This window comes from Lentzea kentuckyensis (assembly GCF_002150765.1).
In the GTDB taxonomy this organism is placed as follows: domain Bacteria; phylum Actinomycetota; class Actinomycetes; order Mycobacteriales; family Pseudonocardiaceae; genus Lentzea; species Lentzea kentuckyensis.
Genome location: NZ_MUYM01000040.1, coordinates 84,446 through 103,310 on the forward strand (window position 1 = coordinate 84,446; position 18,865 = coordinate 103,310).

The 18,865-nt window shown below is 68.1% G+C and carries 14 protein-coding genes; 9 read left to right on the plus strand and 5 right to left on the minus strand.

Annotated elements, in window-relative coordinates; genetic code table 11:
• Positions 1–2 precede the first annotated feature (2 nt).
• The 7 genes from B0F77_RS20595 (at position 3) to B0F77_RS20625 (ending at position 7,134) form a co-directional block, all read left to right on the plus strand.
• Positions 3–905, plus strand: coding sequence for a carbohydrate ABC transporter permease (locus B0F77_RS20595; RefSeq protein WP_086664559.1), 903 nt, complete (start codon positions 3–5; stop codon positions 903–905).
• Positions 902–1,735 carry a carbohydrate ABC transporter permease gene (locus tag B0F77_RS20600; RefSeq protein ID WP_245848460.1) on the plus strand — a complete coding sequence of 278 codons (834 nt, stop codon included), beginning with the start codon at positions 902–904 and terminating at the stop codon, positions 1,733–1,735. The genes B0F77_RS20595 and B0F77_RS20600 overlap by 4 nt, the downstream gene beginning before the upstream one ends.
• A gap of 26 nt (positions 1,736–1,761) precedes the next feature.
• Positions 1,762–2,802, plus strand: coding sequence for a LacI family DNA-binding transcriptional regulator (locus B0F77_RS20605; protein WP_086664560.1), 1,041 nt, complete (start codon positions 1,762–1,764; stop codon positions 2,800–2,802).
• 182 nt (positions 2,803–2,984) lie between these two features.
• Positions 2,985–3,995, plus strand: a complete 1,011-nt coding sequence (locus tag B0F77_RS20610; protein WP_086664561.1) for a glycosyl hydrolase 53 family protein — start codon at positions 2,985–2,987, stop codon at positions 3,993–3,995.
• 11 nt (positions 3,996–4,006) lie between these two features.
• Positions 4,007–5,038, plus strand: coding sequence for a rhamnogalacturonan acetylesterase (locus tag B0F77_RS20615; RefSeq protein WP_086664562.1), 1,032 nt, complete (start codon positions 4,007–4,009; stop codon positions 5,036–5,038).
• A 78-nt stretch (positions 5,039–5,116) separates the two neighbouring features.
• Positions 5,117–6,115, plus strand: a complete 999-nt coding sequence (locus B0F77_RS20620; protein ID WP_086664587.1) for a family 43 glycosylhydrolase — start codon at positions 5,117–5,119, stop codon at positions 6,113–6,115.
• A gap of 125 nt (positions 6,116–6,240) precedes the next feature.
• The gene (locus B0F77_RS20625) at positions 6,241–7,134 is read left to right on the plus strand and encodes an alpha/beta hydrolase family protein (protein ID WP_086664563.1); all 894 of its coding nucleotides are present in this window, start codon (positions 6,241–6,243) and stop codon (positions 7,132–7,134) included.
• Between the two features lie 114 nt (positions 7,135–7,248).
• Here B0F77_RS20625 and B0F77_RS20630 read toward each other — a convergent pair whose 3' ends face one another.
• From B0F77_RS20630 to B0F77_RS20645, 4 genes are all read right to left on the minus strand, one after another.
• The gene (locus tag B0F77_RS20630; RefSeq protein WP_086664564.1) at positions 7,249–9,261 is read right to left on the minus strand and encodes a glycosyl hydrolase 53 family protein; all 2,013 of its coding nucleotides are present in this window, start codon (positions 9,259–9,261) and stop codon (positions 7,249–7,251) included.
• Between the two features lie 146 nt (positions 9,262–9,407).
• Entirely contained in the window at positions 9,408–10,922 is a 1,515-nt protein-coding gene (locus B0F77_RS20635; RefSeq protein ID WP_086664565.1) for a family 43 glycosylhydrolase, read from the minus strand.
• Positions 10,923–11,005: 83 nt separating this feature from the next.
• On the minus strand, positions 11,006–12,370 hold the full coding sequence (locus B0F77_RS20640; RefSeq protein WP_086664566.1) for a right-handed parallel beta-helix repeat-containing protein: 1,365 nt from the start codon (positions 12,368–12,370) through the stop codon (positions 11,006–11,008).
• 20 nt (positions 12,371–12,390) lie between these two features.
• A complete protein-coding gene (locus B0F77_RS20645; protein ID WP_086664567.1) occupies positions 12,391–15,117 on the minus strand; it encodes an exo-rhamnogalacturonan lyase family protein in 2,727 nt (908 codons plus the stop codon).
• 116 nt (positions 15,118–15,233) lie between these two features.
• Between B0F77_RS20645 and B0F77_RS20650 the strand changes: the two genes are divergently transcribed.
• A complete protein-coding gene (locus B0F77_RS20650) occupies positions 15,234–17,177 on the plus strand; it encodes a DUF2264 domain-containing protein (protein ID WP_086664568.1) in 1,944 nt (647 codons plus the stop codon).
• Between the two features lie 53 nt (positions 17,178–17,230).
• A complete protein-coding gene (locus B0F77_RS20655; RefSeq protein WP_086664569.1) occupies positions 17,231–18,301 on the plus strand; it encodes a LacI family DNA-binding transcriptional regulator in 1,071 nt (356 codons plus the stop codon).
• A gap of 10 nt (positions 18,302–18,311) precedes the next feature.
• Here the strand turns inward: B0F77_RS20655 and B0F77_RS47995 are convergent.
• Positions 18,312–18,865 (minus strand): type 2 periplasmic-binding domain-containing protein (locus B0F77_RS47995; protein ID WP_211293901.1); only part of this gene is annotated, 554 nt, incomplete at its 5' end.

The following is an 18,865-nucleotide window of genomic DNA, read 5'->3' on the forward strand; positions in this document are numbered from 1 at the left end:
CGATGGCGTCCACCCGCACCTCCGCACGGCTGGCGCCGTACGGGTTCCTCACCCCCGCGATCATCCTGTTCGGACTGTTCTTCGCACTGCCGATCGGCTACGCGGTGTACCTGAGCCTGCACTCGTTGCAGGTCAGGGGGCTTGGTCTGGGCCGCAACGCCCGTGCGGAGGTGTGGGTCGGGCTCGACAACTACACCGCGGCGCTGACCGATCCCGAACTGCTGGCGGGCGCGGGCAGGGTCCTGCGGTACGGGGCCATGCTCGTGCCCGCGATGCTCGGTCTCGCGCTGCTGTTCGCGCTGCTGCTGGACCTGCCGCGCACCCGGTTCCGCGCCTTCTCCCGGCTCGCGATCTTCCTCCCGTACGCGGTACCGGGCATCATCGCCACGCTGCTGTGGGGCTTTCTGTACCTGCCCAGCGTCAGCCCCGGCTACTTCCTGCTCGACGCCGCCGGGTGGAGCGGGCCGGACCTGTTGCAGGGCGACGGCCTGTTCCTGGCGTTGACCAACATCGCGGTCTGGGGCGGCACCGGCTTCAACATGATCGTCATCTACACCGCGCTGCGGGCCATTCCTCCTGACCTCTACGAGTCCGCGCGGCTGGACGGCTGCTCGGAGGCCCAGATCGCGTGGCGGATCAAGATCCCGCTGGTCAGGCCGTCGCTCGTGCTCACGTTCTTCTTCTCCACCATCGCGACGTTGCAGGTGTTCGCCGAACCGATGACGCTGCGGCCGCTGACCAACTCGCTGCCCTCGACCTGGAGTCCGTACATGAAGGTCTACCGGGACGCCTTCGTCCAGGGCGGTCTGTACTCGGCGGCCGCGACCGCCGTGGTGATCGCGCTGGTGACGCTCCTGCTCTCGTTCGGCTTCCTCAAGCTGGTCAACAGGCGGGCCGCGTCGTGAATCGCCGCACGCACTGGCTGCCGACGCTCACGCTGCTGCTGGGCGCGGTCTACTGCCTGATCCCGGTGATGTGGGTGGTGATGGCCGCGACGAAGAGCCGCGGCGAGCTCTTCTCGACCTTCACGTTCCTGCCCGGCACCGGCCTGTGGGCGAACCTCGCCGAGCTGACGGCGTACCGCGACGGCGCGTTCTGGCGGTGGATGCTCAACTCCGCGCTCTACGCCGGGGTGGGTGCCGTGCTGTCCGCGGCGGTGTCGGCGGTGAGCGGGTACGCCCTGGCGAAGTTCGCCTTCCGCGGCCGCGGCCTCATCTTCACGGTGATCCTCACCGGCGTCCTGATGCCGCCGATCACCCTGGCCGTGCCGCAGTACCTGCTGCTCGCGAAGGCCGGTCTGGCCGGCTCCTACTGGTCGGTGCTGCTGCCCAGCGTCCTCAGCCCGTACGGCATCTACCTCGCGCGCGTCTACGCCCAGGCGGCGGTGCCCGACGAGGTCCTGGAGGCCGCCAGAGTGGACGGTGCCCGCGAGCTGCGGCTGTTCACCTCGATCGCGTGGCCGATGATGCTGCCGGGCCTGGTGACCATCTTCCTGTTCCAGTTCGTCGCCATCTGGAACAACTTCCTGCTGCCCTACGTCATGCTCTCCGACCACGAGACGTTCCCGGTCACGGTCGGCCTGTTCACCCTGCTGCAGCAGGGGTCGAGCAGACCCGCCCTGTACACCCTCGTGATCACCGGTGCGCTGCTGTCGATCATTCCCCTGATCGCGCTGTTCCTGGGTCTGCAGCGCTACTGGCGCGTCGACCTGCTGTCCGGAGTCGTAAAGTCGTGACCACCGACCGGAGCAGATGAGGGCCCATGACGGACACAGCGCCACGACGACGGGCACGTGCTCAACGACCGCCGACGATCATCGACGTCGCCGAGCACGCCGGTGTCTCCCGTGGCACGGTGTCACGCGTTCTGCAGGGCGGGCACAACGTGAGCCCCGCTTCCAGGGAGGCCGTCGACGCCGCGATCCGCAAGCTCGGGTACGTCGTGAACCGGGCCGCCCGCAGCCTCGTGACCCAGCGGGCGGGCTCGGTCGCGTTCCTGCTCTCGGAGACCCAGGACCGGCTGTTCGCCGACCCCAACTTCACCACGTTGCTGACCGGGTGCACGACGGCGCTGGGCGAGCACGACGTCCCGCTCATCCTGATCACCGCGGGCACCGAGGCCGAACGCCGGCGCATCCTTCCGTTCCTGTCCGCGCATCACGTCGACGGCGTGCTGCTGATCTCGTCGCACCGCGGCAACCCGATGATCGACCACCTGCGCCAGGCGAACCTGCCGTTCGTGTGCTGCGGCAAACCGCTCGGTGAGCGCGGCCCGCTGTCCTATGTGGCGTCCGACGACTTCGAGGGCGCCAGGACCATGATGCGCCACCTGATCGAGTCCGGCCGCCGGCGCGTCGCGACCATCGCGGGCCCGCAGGACATGCCGGGCGGGCTCGAACGGCTGCAGGGCTACCGCGAGTCGCTCGCCGAGCACGGCATCGCCTACGACGAGCGGCTGGTGGCGACCGGTGACTACACCAGGGCGAGCGGTGACGCCTGCATGCAGCAGCTGCTCGCCGCCACACCGGACATCGACGCGGTGTTCGTCGCCTCGGATCTGATGGCCGCCGGCGCGCTGGCGGCGACGGAGCGGGCAGGCCTGCGCGTACCCGAAGACATCGCTGTCGGCGGCTTCGACGACTCGCCGGCCGCGACCGCCGTCCAGCCTTCGCTCACGACGATCCGCCAGCCGTGGAGCCGGCTCAGCGAGATGATGGTGCGCCAGCTGCTCTCCCAGATCGCCGGCGAGGGCCCGGCAACGGTCATCCTGCCGACCGAGCTCGTCGTGCGCGAGTCAGCTTGACAATTCTTGACGAATAGCGCGTTGTTCGACGCCAATTCGACTGTGCACGTTCACAATATTCGATGTTTTTACTCTTGAAATGATCTCCTGATTGCGGTTCTATCAACGTAGATAGCGCACTTACAGGCGCTGTGCACGTTCACAGAACCCTGTTTCGATTTCCTTTACGGCAGGAGCTCACCATGACCGGAATCTCCCGCCGCAGCCTGATGATCGGCGCGGCCGCCGGAGCAGGTGCCCTCGCGCTCGGCACGGCCCCGCAGGCGTCCGCCGCGACGTTCGTCAAAGGCGCGGACATCAGCTGGATGCCGCAGATGGAGGCCAACGGCTACTACTGGCTCAACAAGTCCGGCGTGCGGCAGGACCTGTTCACGATCCTCAAGAGCTACGGCATCACCGCGATCAGCCTGCGCACCTGGGTCAACCCGTCCAACAGTCCCACCGACGGCCACTGCAGCATCCAGGAAACCGTGAAGATGGCTCAACGTTGCCGTGACGCGGGCCTGCAGGTGCTGCTGGGCTTCCACTTCGGCGACACGTGGAACTCCGTCGGCGTGCAGAAGCCGCCCAAGGCGTGGGCGAACATGAGCTACGCGCAAATGCGTGACGCACTGCGCAAGTACGTCGACGACTCGTTGAAACTGCTCAAGGCCGGCGGTGTCACCCCGGGCTGGGTGAAGATCGGCAACGAGCAGAACAGCGGCATCTGCTCCCCCGTCGGCAGTGTCAGCAAACCGGCCCAGATGACCGGCCTGCTCAACGGCGCGTACGAAGTGTCCAAACAGGTCTTCCCGAACACGCCGGTCATGGTGCACCTGGCCCAGCCGCAGAAGATGGACAGCATCCAGCGGTTCTTCAACGCCTACCGCGGCAACGGCGGCAAGTGGGACATCACCGCGCTGTCCTCCTACGCCCAGGGCAGCAACGTGCAGCCGATCATCGGCAACATGCGCACGATCCAGTCCACCTACGGCAAGCCGATCATGCATGTCGAGTACGGCGGGCCGCGTGGCAACGCGGGCCAGGTCCGCGACGGGCTGCGGCAGTTCATCAGCGGCACCAAGAGTTTCGGCGGCCTCGGGACGTTCTTCTGGGAGCCGGCCGGCTACCCGCCGTTCACCGGCTACAACATGACCGCCTGGGGCAGCGACCGGCGCCCGACCGCGGCCATGGACGGTTTCCTCAACGTGTGACAGGAGAATCCGTGTCCCTCAAGCGCCTCGCGCTCCTCACCTCCGCACTGAGCGCGGCCGTGCTCGTCCCGGTGCCCTCGGCGGCCGCGTTGCCACCGCAGTGCTCCGGTTCGGCGCCGATCAAGTGCAGTTTCAACATTGCACCCGGCAACTACGACGTCACGGTGGAACTGGGCAGCACCACCAAGGCCGCCAACACCTCGATGTCGGTGGAGGCCCGCCGGCAGGTCCTGGGCGCCGTGTCCACCACCTCGGGCCAGGTCGTCCGGATGAAGGCCACGGTCAACGTCCGCAATCCCGAAGGGCAACCCACCGGACAGGGCGGCAACGGCACACCGGGCCTGCAGATCACCTTCGGTGGCAGCGCTCCCGCGATCGGCACGCTGACCGTCACCCCGGCCCAGGCCCCGCTGGCGGTCTACCTCGCGGGTGACTCGACCGTCTGCGACCAGCCCGCCGCGCCGTACACCGGCTGGGGCCAGTACCTGCCGGCCCGGGTCCGCGACGGCGCCGTGATCGCGAACTACGGCGACTCCGGCGAGAGCTCCGGCAGCTTCCTGTCCAACAGCGCGCTGTTCCCGACGATGAAGCCGCTGATCAAGAGCAAGGACCTGGTGTTCATCCAGCTGGGGCACAACGACAAGAGCACCAGCGCGAATACCTTCCGGGACAACCTCACCCGGTTGGTCAACGGTGTCCGGGAACGCGGCGGTGTCCCGGTGCTGATGACGCCGCCGGTGCGCAGGCTGTTCAGCGGCACCAAGCTCACCAGCACCGCGTTGCACGTCAACAGCGTCGGCGCCGACCTGCCCGCGGTGATCAGGGCGCTCGGCCGCAGCGCGAACGTGCCGGTGATCGACCTGACCGCGAAGAGCAAGGCACTCGTCGAGTCGATGGGGCCGTCGGCCTCCCAGGCGCTGTACCTGACCAAGGAGGCGAACGACAACACGCACTTCTCCGCGCGCGGCGCCGAAGAGATGGCGGGCCTCGTCGTGCAGGGCGTGCGTGAGCTGAACCTGCCGTTGGCCGGTCACCTGCGCTGAGCACACCCGATCGCCGGCCCTGGCGTGGCGGCGCCAGGGCCGGATTCCATTCTCGCCAGTTCGCTGGAAGGACCCGTGATGCGACGACTACCCGGTGTGGCTGTGCTCGTGTTCGCGCTTCTCGCCGTTCCCATCACGGCATCCGCCGCTCCGGTGACGGTGACCAACGGGACTCAGTTCACCGACACGTCCGGCAAGGTCGTGCACGCACACGGCGGTGGCATGACCAAGGTCGGCTCGTACTACTACTGGTTCGGCGAGAACCGCAACGCCGACAACACGTTCAAGGCGGTGTCGGTCTACCGGTCGACGGATCTGAAGACCTGGGAGTTCCGCAACAACGTCCTCACCAGCTCCTCGGCCACCGAGCTCGGCCGCGCGAACATCGAACGGCCGAAGGTCGTCTACAACAGCTCCACCGGCCAGTTCGTCATGTGGATGCACAAGGAGAACGGTCAGAACTACACCGAGGCCAGGGCCGCCGTCGCCACGTCGTCCACAGTGGACGGGAACTACACGTATCGCGGCAGCTTCCGCCCGCTCGGTCAGCACATGTCCCGCGACATCACGTTGTTCAAGGACGACGACGGAGCGGCCTACATGGTCTCCGCCGCACGCGAGAACGCCGACCTCAACCTGTACCGGCTCACCGCCGACTACACCGGGATCAGCTCGCTGGTGCGGACCCTGTGGCGAGGCTCCTCCCGCGAGTCCCCGGCCGTCTTCAAACGGGACGGCGTCTACTTCATGGTCACCTCCGGCTCCACCTACTGGAACCCCAACCAGCAGAAGTACGCGACCGCGTCCAGCATGACCGGGACGTGGAGCGGGCTGTCGAACCTCGGTGACTCCACCGGTTACCGCAGCCAGACCGCGTACGTCCAGCCCGTGCAGGGTTCGTCGGCCACGTCGTACCTGTACCTCGGCGACCGCTGGGCCGGAGCGTGGAACCGTCCGGTCAACGAGTCGCAGTACGTGTGGCTGCCGCTGAAGTTCCCCACTCGCACCACCGTCACCATGACCTGGCACCAGCGGATCAGCGTCGACACCACCACCGGGATCGTGAACGGCCTCTGAACGCGGGTCAGCCGCGCGCCGGCAGCAGTGGCAACTGGTCAAGATCTCCTGAAATTCGAATTCGAGTGAATTCGATTCTTGCTCTTCTCGTTCCACGCATCTTCATTCCCTGCAAGGAGTCCATCATGTCAATGCAACGGCGTACCTTCCTGAGGCTGAGCACCGCCGCGGCGGTGACCGCGGGAAGCGCGACCCTGCTGGGCGCGGAGCACGCCCTGGCCGCCCCCGCCGGTCCCCTGGGCACGGCGCCGACCACCCCGTTCGCGGTCGGCGTGCGCCGGTACAACTGGACCCGCGGCAGTCGCCCGTGCACCACCTACGTCTACTACCCCGCCACCGGCACCGCCGGCGGCAACCCGACGACGGACGCCCCGGCCGCCGGCGGTGTCTTCCCCGTCTACAACTTCACCCACGGTTTCGGCAGCAGCCCGCAGAACTCGCTGTTCATCATCAAGGCCCTGGCCGCGGCGGGCTTCGTCGTCCCCGCGCCGCACTTCAACCACAACTTCGGCGACGTCAACAACGGCAACACCTCCAAGGACGTCTCGCAGATCCTCACCAACACCCTCGCCCTCAACGCGAGCGGCCCGCTCGCCGGGCACATCAACACCGGCATCGGGGTCGGCGTCTCCGGCCACTCCCTGGGCGGCATGGTCACCCACGGCCTGCTCACGTCCTGGCCCGACAAGCGGATCATCTCGGCGAACCCGCAGTCCTGTGTGGACATGGGCAACCCGTCCAGTGCGGTCACCGCCAAGGTCCTGTTCGTGCACGGCGACAAGGACTCGACCACGAGCTACTCCTCGGCCCGGCAGGCCTACAACGAGATCAAGTGGCCCAAGGCGTTCGTCACGTTCGTCGGCGGCAGCCACACCAGTTTCTGGAGCGACCAGCGCTTCCCCAGGACCGTCGTCGACTGGGCCCGCTGGACCATGTACGGCGACACCGCCGCGCGCAACCGCCTCCCGTCCGACGCGTCCGGATCGAAGATCAGGTGGGAAGCCCAGCTGGGCAGCTGAACCGGCCGGCACGACACACCTCAGTGCCACCGACTCGATCACGAGTCGGTGGCACTGAGTCTTTCCAGCTTGTTCGCGCTGACTCCGCGACGAAAAGGTTGATGGGGATGCCGTCTACGTGACCTCGACTGTTGCTTTCACAGCCGTCATCGCCTTGCCTTTACCGCTGCCGCCGCCGGGGACGTTCGCGGTGCCGCTGACCGTGAAGGTGCCCGGCGTGGCGTAACTCGCCGGGTTGATGGCATTCCAGGTGACCTTGACAGTCGAGCGGACACCCGAACGCAGGTCGAGGCTTGTCACGGTCGTGGGGAGCGTGGGAGCCACGCGCACCCGCGTCGCGGCGAAGACGTGGCTCTCGACGACGTTCTTGGCGAACGCGTCGTGCCAGACCTTGAAGGAGGCGCGCAACGTGCCGTTCGCACCCGACCCCGTTCCGAACACGTTGGTGCCGGCCCACGGCCACACACCGGTGCCCGCGTTGTTCGGTACGTCGTTGATCGTCTTCATGGCGGCCATCGTGTCGTCGCCCTGCGACTGCACCGTGTAGGTGAAGCCGACCGGATGGTTCGGATCCGACAACGGATCGGTGACCTTGCCACTCGACGGCGGAGACATCTCGGCGATGTTGAGCTTCACCCCTGGCATGACCTTGGCGATCTCGACGAGCTCACGCTGCAGGACCGAGTAGCTCCCGTGCCAGTCCGGGTAGTAGGAGAGGCCGATCCGGTCGACCATGCCGCTCATGTCGTCCAGGTCGCCCGAAAGTGTTTTGACCAACGTCATGACTTTCGCCAGAACCTGGTCCGGGTCGAGCACCACCCTGCCGGTCGGCGTTTTCTCGATGACGTTGAACGCGAAATGCAGCATGCCCTGGATGTGCGTGCCCCTGGTCGTGTTGACCTGTTTGACGGCGCGGTTCCCGGCGTCGACCAGCCGGGCCAGGTTGGTGATCGAGCCCAGGAATTCCCGGTAGGCCGCCGAGTTGGTGTCGCCTCTCGCTTCCTCGTACTTCATCCACTTCACGCCACCACCCGGCGCGAGCCGGTGACGACCCGACGTGTAGTAGTGGTGGTGGTCGACGTACGGTGTGATCGCGTCGTATTCCTGACCCCACATCATGCCGTTCGTGATCTCGTTGCCGAACTGGACGATGGAAGGGGGCGTTCCCTGGTCGACCAGGCTGCTGACGAAGTCGTACGTCCATTGGTAGGTGGTCTGCACGAGAGCGTCGAACGGCCGATCGGCCCAGGCGTAGGGCTTCGGCTGGTTCTGCGGATCGGCCCAGCTGTCGGCGTAATGGAGATCGACCGCGAGCTTCTGCCCGGCCCCGATGACCGCTTTCGCAACCCGGCGGGTGTTCGCCGGCGAACTGTTGCCCGCACCCGTGCTCGCGCCGCCCGTGCTCTCGTTCCTCGGCTCGTTCCAGACGCGCAGGCGAGTCGTGTCCCAGCCGAGATCCTTCGTCAGGCCGAAGAAGTTGTTGCCGTTCTCGATGGATCCGCGGTCGGTGTACTTGCCGCCGCGAACACCTGGGACCGGTGGCTTGTTGCCGGCGTTGTAGTAGTAGGTCGTCGTGTTGCCGCCCTGCTCGGACGTGTCGGAGCCGTTGTCCATGTCGGGGCGCAGGTAGTTGAAGACGTTGAACTCGCGCACGCCGTCGGGCGAACCTGCGTTGATCACGAGTCGGAGGTAGCGCAGTCCTCCGAAGTCGAAGACATCGGTGAAGACGCCGCCTGGCCGGGCATTGCCCGTGCGGTCGGCCAGCACCGTCCAGTCGTTCGCGTCCCTCGAGCCCAGCAGCTGGTACTTGCACACCGCCCGGTTGCCCGCGAAGACCGTCTCGACCTTGTGGATCGCGTCATAGGCGCCGCCCAGGTCGACGGTGAGGGTGGCGGGCTGTGAGGTCGGCACCCACGCTGTCGCCGCCGAGCCGTCCAACGCGAGCCTCGCGTCACCGCTCGACGCCGTCGCAGAGACCCAGTACTTGCCCGAGATGTTGCTCTCGGCCGGCGTGTAGTCGGCCGTTCCGCTCAGTGCGACCGCGGCACGGGGTGCGACGGCAAGGAATGCCAGGACAATCGAGGCGACCATCAGCGCACCGCCTCGTCGCTTCAAAGACTTCCGCATACGAAGCTCCTACTTCCCAACGGTCTCAGGACGTATTGCCCTTTTCCTCGACGGGCTCCCCGGTCGTGAGCGGGAACAAGGTTCTTGCCCGCCCACGACCGTGCGGCGAATCGCCGGAAGCCCGGCGGACATGTCAGGTCTCCGCGCTAACCGTTCTGCACCAGGCTGAAGTCGTCCACGTTCACCCAGTTGCCCGCGTTCGCGTCGGAGGACACGCCCACCTGGATCGACCCGTTGGTCACCGTGATGCCGGAGATCGTGACCTTCGTCCAGCTGCCCATCGCCCGGTTGATCGACGAACGCATCTCACTCCCACCGAAGTTCTTGGCGAAGATCGCCGCCTGCTTCTGGCCGCCGCTGCTCTTCACCCAGGCCGACAACGTGTAGGTCCCGTTCGGCAGCGAGATGTTCTGGTACCGCGAGGCGTTGTACGCCGACGACGAACTCTGCGCGAACGCCCAGCGCCCGGTGTACCCGCCCTGCTTGTTGCTGTTCACGTTGCCGCCGGAGATGGTCCAGCCGGCGAGGTTGTTCTGCGCCACCCGGTCGGCCTCCGCGCTCGGGTTCAGCACGTGGTTGTTGCCCCTGCCAGCCGACCACGTGCCCGCGGCCGCGTCGACGTTCCACTGGCTCAACGAGTGGAACACCGGCGTCGTGCCGTTGAACGTCACCGGCAACCACTGGTTGTAGCCGATGCCGTTGCCCGCGAAGTCGCTCCAGCGGTCACCGCCGAACATCACGAACGACCCCTGGGAGCCGGTCACCGTGAAAGCCAGGCCGGTCTGCGTCACGTGCGAGAAGTCGGCGTCCGTCCCCTGCATCACGAACTCGGGTGAGTACCCGCTCGAGACCTTCTTCGACGTGTTGCAGTACGTGTGGGACGCGTTCCAGCCGTGCAGGTCGGAGGAACAGAAGTAGTAGGTCCCGTTGTACTTGAACATGACGTTGCCTTCACGCCCGCCCGCGGAGCTGTTGTAGATGTTCGCGGCGGGTTCGACGTGCAGGTAGTCCGACGGCCGCAGCGCCGCGACGTACAGGTGCGACCGGCCGCTCTTGTTGCTGAAGGCCAGGTACGCCTTTCCGTCGTCGTCGACGAAGACCGACTGGTCACCGGACATGCCGGTGGTGACGTTGGCGATGTTCGACTGGGTGGCCGCCCTGGTGAAGTGGCCGTTCGGCGTGCTGCTCGTCGCGAACACCAGCTCGCTGTTGAGCTGGGAGATCAGCACGTACTTGCCCGTGTTGGGGTTGCGCGCGACCCCGATCCGGCCGACCCAGCCCGCTCCACCGAGGTCCGAGGCGGTCATCGCGTTGCCTTCGAACTTCCAGTTGGCCAGATCGGTGGACGAATAGATCGTGATCGCGCTCAGGGAAGTGTTGCCGTTCTTCCCGGCGGACGGGTTGTTGTAGTAGGTGACCGCGCCGTTGTACTTCGCCCCGTACCAGTAGTAGGTGTTGCCGACCTTCAGGACTCCCCCGCCTTGGGAGTAGATGGGGTTCCCGGACGTGTCCTTCCAGAACACGTCGTTCTGGATCGTGGCGGCCGCCTGCGGCGCCGGAGTGGCCGCGCCGGCACCGACGGAGCCGCCGACCGACGTCAGCGCGACCGCGGCGGAGAGCACGACCGAGGCGATCGTTCGCCTGGAAGTTCTTCCCAGCATTTCATGTCCTCCGATTGGACGGAATCTGGACGATTCCATGGTTTCCGGTCCGATGTGGACCAACTCAGCGCGGCGGCGGGATGTCACTTTCCATCGCTCTCGAAGGCACCGAGATCCGGCGCGCTTCCGTTGTAGGGCAGGCCGACGGCCGTACCCTTGTCGATCAACGCGCTGGTGCCCGCAAGGCGGAGGTGCGGCAGCACGGGCAGGCTTCCGTCGGCCTGCCGGGGTCCGTCCCAGCCGGACGTCGACACGCTCCGGAACTGGGCGTCCGACAACGAAACGCCGAGGTTCCAGGAGTTGTACGAGGCCGTCGTGCCGGGCATGTTCGACAGCAACGTGCCGGTGTAGGCGATGTTGTTGCGCAGGTTGCCCTTGCCGACCGCGTTGCCGCTGGAGTCGATGCCCTTCATGTCGAAGTCGGGCCGGTTGCCGTAGCTGGTGTTGTTGAAGTAGTCGTTGGCCACCGGGTGGTGGTTGGAGTAGAAGCCCGCGGCCTTGTTGTTGAACGCCACGGAGAAGCGGACGGTGTGCTTCACCGCCCCTGCGTCGTACTTGGCACCGAAGCCGCCCATCTTGAACCCCGCACCGTTGCCCGCCGGGGTCGTCGTCCCCGGGATGAACCCGTTGCGCCACGACCACGAGTTCTCGATGAGCACCGACGAGTAGGTGTGGATCAGGTCGAACCCGTCGTCGGAGTTCTGCCACGCCCGGCAGCCGCGGAACACGTTCGACGGACTGCCGGCCGGCGAGTAGTGCGCCCCGAAACCGTCACCGCTCTCGCCCGCGCCGTTGGAGCTGCGCGAGTCGTAGTTGTCGTGCGAGTCGGAGTTGAGGACGAGGTTGCCGCCACCGCCGCTGATGAACAGCCCCGGCCCCATGTGGTGGTGGGTGTTGATGAGCTCGAAGACGCTGTTGCTGCCGGAGATCCAGATGCCCCACGACTCGTGGTTCTTGTTGTTGTTCTGCGGTACTCCGGTGACTTCCAGCCCCTTGAGGTGCAGAGAGCTGCCGGTGACGTCGAACCCCTTGATGCGGCAGTCTTCCTTCATGCCGGAGAAGTCGAAGACCGGCTTCTCCCCCGGCTGCGCCCAGTACCGGATCGGGTTGCCCGAGGCACCGCTCTTGTTCAGGACGATCGCGGAGACTCGGCCCGTCTGGCCCGAACAGGCGCTGGTCGCACGGGTGTAGGCGTACCGGCCGCCGCGGAAGTAGACGGTGTCACCCGCCTTGGCGGCCGTCTGGGCGCGGGCGATCGTGGCCCACGGAGCGGCCTGGGTGCCGGCCGCGCCGTCGTTGCCGTTCGGGGCCACGTAGTAGACGCTCCCGGCCGCGGCGACCGGCCCGGCGGTGAGCAGGAGAGGAGTCGCCGTGATCACCGCGACCACGAGGGCGCGAATCACGTAGATCGTGTTCTTCTTGGTCAAGACCTTTGTGGACAGTTCCATTGGTCCTCCCCGGTGCAGGGTCAGGGCAGGTGATCACCGACCAGAGCCAGGCACTGGATCGCGGCCAGGCCGTACTGCGCGGTGGCGTTGGTGGACACGAAACCCGCCTCGTCCACCGGTTTGAGCACGGCTGGGCCGTCGACTCGCACGGTGCTCCAGGGCGAGTTGCGGGGGTAACCCGCGTGGCCGGTGTAGAACTCCTGCCACGCTCGGGTGGCGAGCGCGGTGTCACCGGTCCGCACCGCGGCGTACGCGGTGAGCCGGGAATGGGCCTGTCGCAGGTTCAGGTTGCCGAACGACTGACCGGTCTCCGCCTTCTGCTCCTCGGCTGTGGCGTTGTACAGCCGGCAGTACTGCAGCCAGGCGTGGGTGAACTCGGGGATGCCGAGCAGGCCGACGAGCTCGCTGCACACCTCGACGAGTCCGAACACCGCACCCAGCGCGCCCACGGAGACGGCCGGCGCGGCCTGAGCGAAAGCTCCGGTGTCCAGGTCGTACAGTCCGTTGCCCTGGACGAAACCGTTCGGCAGCGCGCCGATGGACCGGGCGCCCGCCTGCAGCTTGCGCAGTGCGATGGGGTCGCCGCCGCGTTCCCACTCGGCGAGGAACGCGGCGGCGAGGCCACTCCAGTCCGTGCCGAGCGACACGGACAGTGCGTGCGGATCCGGCTGGTAGGGCTCGGTGCGGATCTTGCGGAGCGGGTCGAGGACGAGGAACGTGCGGTCGCCGTCGACGAGGTCGCGCATCAGGTCGCCGACCCGTTCGTCGGCGGTGAGGAAGTAGTGGAACCGGCGGTAGGCGGCGGTGCTGATGCGCAGCTGCTTGGCGCTGTCCGCCCAGTGCTGCACGCCGTGCCGGGTGCCGAGGTCACGCCACTTGCCCAGGTGGTAAACGTCCACCTCGCCGGTGTGGCGGGTCATGGCCTCGGCGAACCGGAACACGTCGGCGCGGCCGGAGCGCAGGTACTGGTACCACAGCCAGAGATCGGTCGAGAGTTCCGAGTTGTCCCAGGCGTATCCGCCGATGTCGTAACGCCACACGTGCCGGTCGGTGTCGTAGGTGTGCATGATGTCGCCGTAGTTCCAGAACCCGTACCAGCTGCGCTGCTCGACCTGATCGCGGTGGTAGTCGAAGAGGAAGTCCAGCCGGTCCTCGATCTCGCGCCGTGCGGGCGTGCTGCGGTCGACCGGGCTCCAGTCACCGAAGACACCGGCGGCGTGCAGGTGTGCCGGTGGGGCGACGATCAGCGGTGGCGTGCGGGTGGCCCCGGCCAGCTGGGCGAACCGCTCGGCCGACGGCGTGGCCCCCAAGGCCCAGAACGACAGCTCGGTGGTGCGGGCGATCCCGTACGGCGTGCCGAAGCCGGGTTCGTAGTCCTCGTAGGTGATCTCCAACCCTTCCAGCTGTTCCGGGAACGTGTCCTGGCCCATGCCGTCGTGGTAGAAGCGCAGGTCCATCGGGGTGGCGTCGGGTGACCAGAGCCAGATCGTCACCTCGGCGTTGTCGCTCCCCGCGCCGCGGACGTCGAGCTGGGTGGGGTGCAGCTGCCAGAAGTCGCGCATGCCGAACGCGAACCCGCCGCTGATCCCGCCGACGTACCCCAGTCCGGACGCCCGGCGTCCTGAGTCGACCTGGATCCAGCCGTGGCCGGCGCGGGTGCGCTTGCGGATGTCGAAGCAGCCGTCGGACAACTGCCGCAGGCTGTAGTCGCCCCAGGCCGGGACGTACTGCAGCCGGCTGCTCACCCGAGTGTCCCAGGTGGACACCGGCGGAGTCGCCCGCCCGGCGATCTGCGCTTCCCGCACCGCCGCACCGGGATCGCGACGCAGGCCGGTGATGCCCTGGACGGCCTCGCCGAGCACGCCGTTCCCGTCGCCCGCGAACCGCACGTGCCGGTTGTACGGCTCGTCGGTCATCGGCACCTGGAACCGAATGCCGAGACCGGAGATGAAGTCCCTGTTCGCGTCGCCGTCGAAGACGAAGGTGTGGATCATGCGGATGCCGTCACTGCCCGCGTACAGGTACAGCCGGATGGTGAACGGCAGCCACACCCGCGGGCCGCGATCGGCGCGGTGCACGCCCTCGACCCGCACCACGGCGCGAACGGGGCCACGCTGCTCGACGGTCACCTTGCGGATCTCGGAGGTGAACCGCTCGGTGCGCACCACCTCCGGCGCGTCGTCCGCGGTGTTCTTGCGCAGGCAGACCAGCGTGCCGCCGGTGGCGACGGTCCGGTCACCTCTGGAGATCGACGGCACCAGGACGCGCCCGGAACGGGCGATCCGGCAGCGGACGACGCCGGTGTCGACCTCGATCTCCTTGCGGTTCTCGGTGATCCGCAACGGAGCCGCGGGCGCGGCCGGCTTTCCCCTGTGCAGCAGGTACTCCTGTGCCGGCGGGACCTCCGCACCGATCGCGTGCGCGGTCCACTTGACCGTCCCGTCCGGCCAGAACCCGGTCGGCCACGACTGCACCGGCACGGCCTGCCCCGCCGCGGTGGTGAGGGACAACTCGCTGTCGCGGGACAGGGTGCCCCGCGGCCACGGCACTCCCCAGGTGGCGCCGGTCAGAGCCGCCGGCGCCTCGTTCTCCAGCCAGCGCAGCGACACCCCCGCGTCGGCGGCGGGAACCGGTGCGGGCGGCTGCCCATCCGGCGCGGCCGCAGCGTCGGCGGGTGCGCGCAAGGTGCTCGCCGCGCCGGCGATCGCGGCACCGACCAGAAGCGTGCGGCGGGACAGTTCGGGCATCGTCGCCCTCCACCTGAGCAGAGTTGAAACGGTTACTATCGCCGGGTGAGCGAACCAAGGGTTTCTTGATCGAGTCAAGGCCCGTCTGGACCTTTCTGTTTGACAGCAACGGGTTGATGTGTCTAATTCCGACCCCTAAGCTGCGAACCATCGATACAAACGTTTTAACTCGAATTCGACTCCCTTCGACTGACGGGCTGCTGTCGCCCTACACGGGGTGGACCAGGGCGCACTGGGAAGCGGTGGCCGATCACCTGCTGGACGCCGTGGCGCCCCACGCCACACCGGGCGGCGCCCAGTACCGCCTGCCGGGCCGGCCGGGTCGCGCGGGCCTGCACAGCGACGGATTGGAGGGCTACGCGAGGACTTTCCTGCTCGCGGCCTTCCGCATCGCCGGCGCTGGCGGGGACGTGCCCGCCGGACTGGTCGAGCGGTACGCGGACGGCATCGCCCACGGCACCGATCCCGGCCATCCGCACGCCTGGCCGGCGATCGCCGACTGCTCCCAGCAGCTCGTCGAAGCGGCTTCGATCGCGCTGGCACTGCACGAGACCCGTCGATGGCTGTTCGACCGATTCGACTCCTCCGTGCAGGAGCGTGTCGTGGCCTGGCTCGCCGGCGCGGTGGGCAAACGGACGTGGCAGAGCAACTGGGTGCTGTTCCCCGTGGTGGTTCAGCAGTTCCTCGCGAGCGTCGGCGGACCGCACGATCCCGCCGCGATCTCCGAAGGGCTCGACCGGATCGAACAGTGGTACGTCGGCGACGGCTGGTACACCGACGGTGCCGGGCGGAGCTTCGACTACTACGCCGGGTGGGCGCTGCACCTGTACCCGTTGCTGTGCACCCGCATGTCGGGTGACCGGCAACGCGGCGACGTGTACCGCGAGCGGCTGCGCGCTTTCCTCGAGCAGTACCAGCACATGTTCGCCGGTGACGGCGCACCGGTGCATCAGGGACGGTCGCTGTGCTACCGGTACGCCAGCGTCGCCCCGCTGTGGCTGGGCGAGCTGGTGGACGCGAGCCCGTTGCCCGCCGGGCGCACCCGCCGGATCGCCAGCGGTGTGCTGCGGCACTTCGCCGAACGCGGGGTGCCCGACGAACGCGGCCTGCTCAGTCTCGGCTGGTACGACGGCTTCCTGCCGAGCACGCAGCCCTATTCCGGCCCTGCCTCGCCGTACTGGGCGAGCAAGGCCTTCCTCGGCCTGCTGCTGCCCGCCGACCATCCCGTGTGGACGGTCCCCGAGAGCGCCGCGCCGATCGACGACGGCGACCGCGTGGTCGCGATGCCGGGCCCCGGCTGGCTGCTGCACGCCACCCGCAACGACGGCGTGGTGCGGTTGGTCAACCACGGCAGCGACCGGGCGCGCCACCTGCCCGCCGACGGGATCGACGACCCGCACTACACGCGGTTCGGGTACTCGTCGCACACGGCTCCGGAGACCGGTGAGGACGGCCGCGTGCGGGCGGTGGACGGTCATCTCGCGGTGATCGGCCCGGACGGCGTCATCTCGCGCCGGCGGCACATCGAGCCGATCGCCGTCGGTGACCGGTTCGCGGCGTCGGCGTACCGGGACGGCCCGGTGCGGGTGGAGACCACTTCGATCGTGCGGGGAGCGTGGGAGGTGCGCGTCCACCGCGTGGCCGCCCCGCCCGGCTGTGCGGTGCGGGACGGCGGCTACGCGGTGGCGGATCACCGCCCTCCCACGGTGCGCACCGGTGACCGGTGGAGTGCGGCCGGCCGGTCGGACGGCCTGGCCAGCGTCACGGTCGCCCTGCACGGTTTCACCTCCAGCGCGATCGCGGAAGCTCTGGACGCCAACGCGTTCGGGGTGTGCTCCGCGACGCCGTACCTGGTGGGAGAGCATCCGGGCGGCAGCGCCGTCTACGTCTCGTTGATCGTGCTCACCGGTGACCGGGTCGACCCCGCCGCGTTGCTGGCGTCGGTCCGCGCGTCCGTCGACGGCGACGAGGTCACCGTGCGGCTGCCGGACGGTGAGCGGATCGAGGTGGGGTTCGGTGCCTCGGTCGCCTGCCACGCCGAGTCGCAAAAGGCGCAGTAACCGTTTTCTGAAACAATGCTCCCGGTACCGCGGTGACGGGAAGGCAGTGGGACATGACGCGACGGACGAGCGACTCCCCCGATGGGCGGCGACGGTCCACGATCCGCGAGGTGGCGGACCGGGCCGGGGTGTCCGTCGCGACGGTCTCCCGCATCCTGAGCGGCGACTACCCGGCCTCACCCGCCACCCGCAAGCGGGTCATGCGCGCCGTCGAGGAACTGGACTACGTGGCCAACGCCCACGCCCGCGCGCTGGCGGGCACGTCCGCCAAGAGCATCGCCATCGTGCTGAACTCCGTCGTGTCCCCGCACTACGCGCACGTCGCCCAGGGCGTGGAGGCCCAGACCGCCGCCGAGGGCAGACTGTGCCTGATCGGCACCACCGGGGGCGATCCCGAGCGCGAGCTGGCCATGGTGAAGTTCATGCGCGAGCAGCACGCCGAGGCGGTCATCCTGGTCGGCAACGTGGTCGCCGACGAGAAGTACCGCAAGCGCATGAGCCAGTACGCGCACGCCTTGACGGGGATCGGTTCCCGGCTGGTGCTGTGCGGCCGCCCGCCACTCGGCCCCGACGTGCCCGCCGTCGTCGTGGAGTACGACAACGACGGTGGCGCGTTCGCCGCGACCAGTCACCTGCTCTCCGCCGGCCACAAGCGGATCCTGTGCCTGGGCAAGCGTCCCGGCCACACCACGCAGGAGGGCCGGGTGGGCGGGTACCGCCGGGCACTCGCCGCACACCGCGTGCCGCACGACCCGGCGCTGGAGGTCGAGGGCACGACGATGGAGTGGCACGAGGGCTACCGGATGATGAAGGAGCGCCTGGCCACCGGTGCCCACGACTTCACCGCGGTCTTCGCCCTCAACGACCTCATCGCGAGCGGCGCCTGCCGGGCGCTGGCCGAACACGGGATCCGGGTGCCCGACGACGTGTCGATGGTGGGATTCGACGACCTGCAGCCGTCGCTCGACCTGAACCTGACCAGCGTGCACCTGCCGCACGAGGAGATCGGGCGCACCGCGGTGCGCCTCGCGCTGGAGCACGAGGCGCGCGGCGGTACTCCTCCGCACGTGGTGCTGGGCACGCACCTGGTGGTGCGCGAGTCGGTGCGGCCCCACCTGTCCTGACGCGGCGGGCTCACTTCGCGGCGGCGTGCTCCTTCGCCAGTTCCTCCGCCACCTTGTCGCCACCTGCCTGCCGCCACTGGGCGACCGCGTCCTTCCACGCGGACACCGGCTTTCGCCCGAACACGATGCCCCCGATCGCGTCCCCGACGGTCCTGGTCAGCTCCGCCCCCTTGCTGGTGCGCGTCGCCGACCGCAGACCGGACTCCGGATCCGCCACGCTCTTCGGCAGCACCGCCTTCTCCCACTCGTGGACGGCCTTGGCCGCGTCCGGGTAGCCGGGCAGGTGCAGCACGGCGGGCGCGGCGCCGAGGTACTTGATCGGCAGGTTGACGTTGTTCTCCACCTTGAACAGGTCGGTGGTCTTGATCCCGCCGGCGTCCTTGGTGAAGTGCGCGCCCTCGACGCCGTAGTTGACCAGCTCGTACTCGGAGCTGCCGAACGGGGCGCTGAGGTAGTTGGAGACACGCAGCAGCAGCTTGATCCGGTCGGCCGGAGCCTTCTTGAACGTGACGTAGCCGAAGATGCCCGCGCTCTGCCACGGTGTCGCGTTCGGCCCGTACGGGC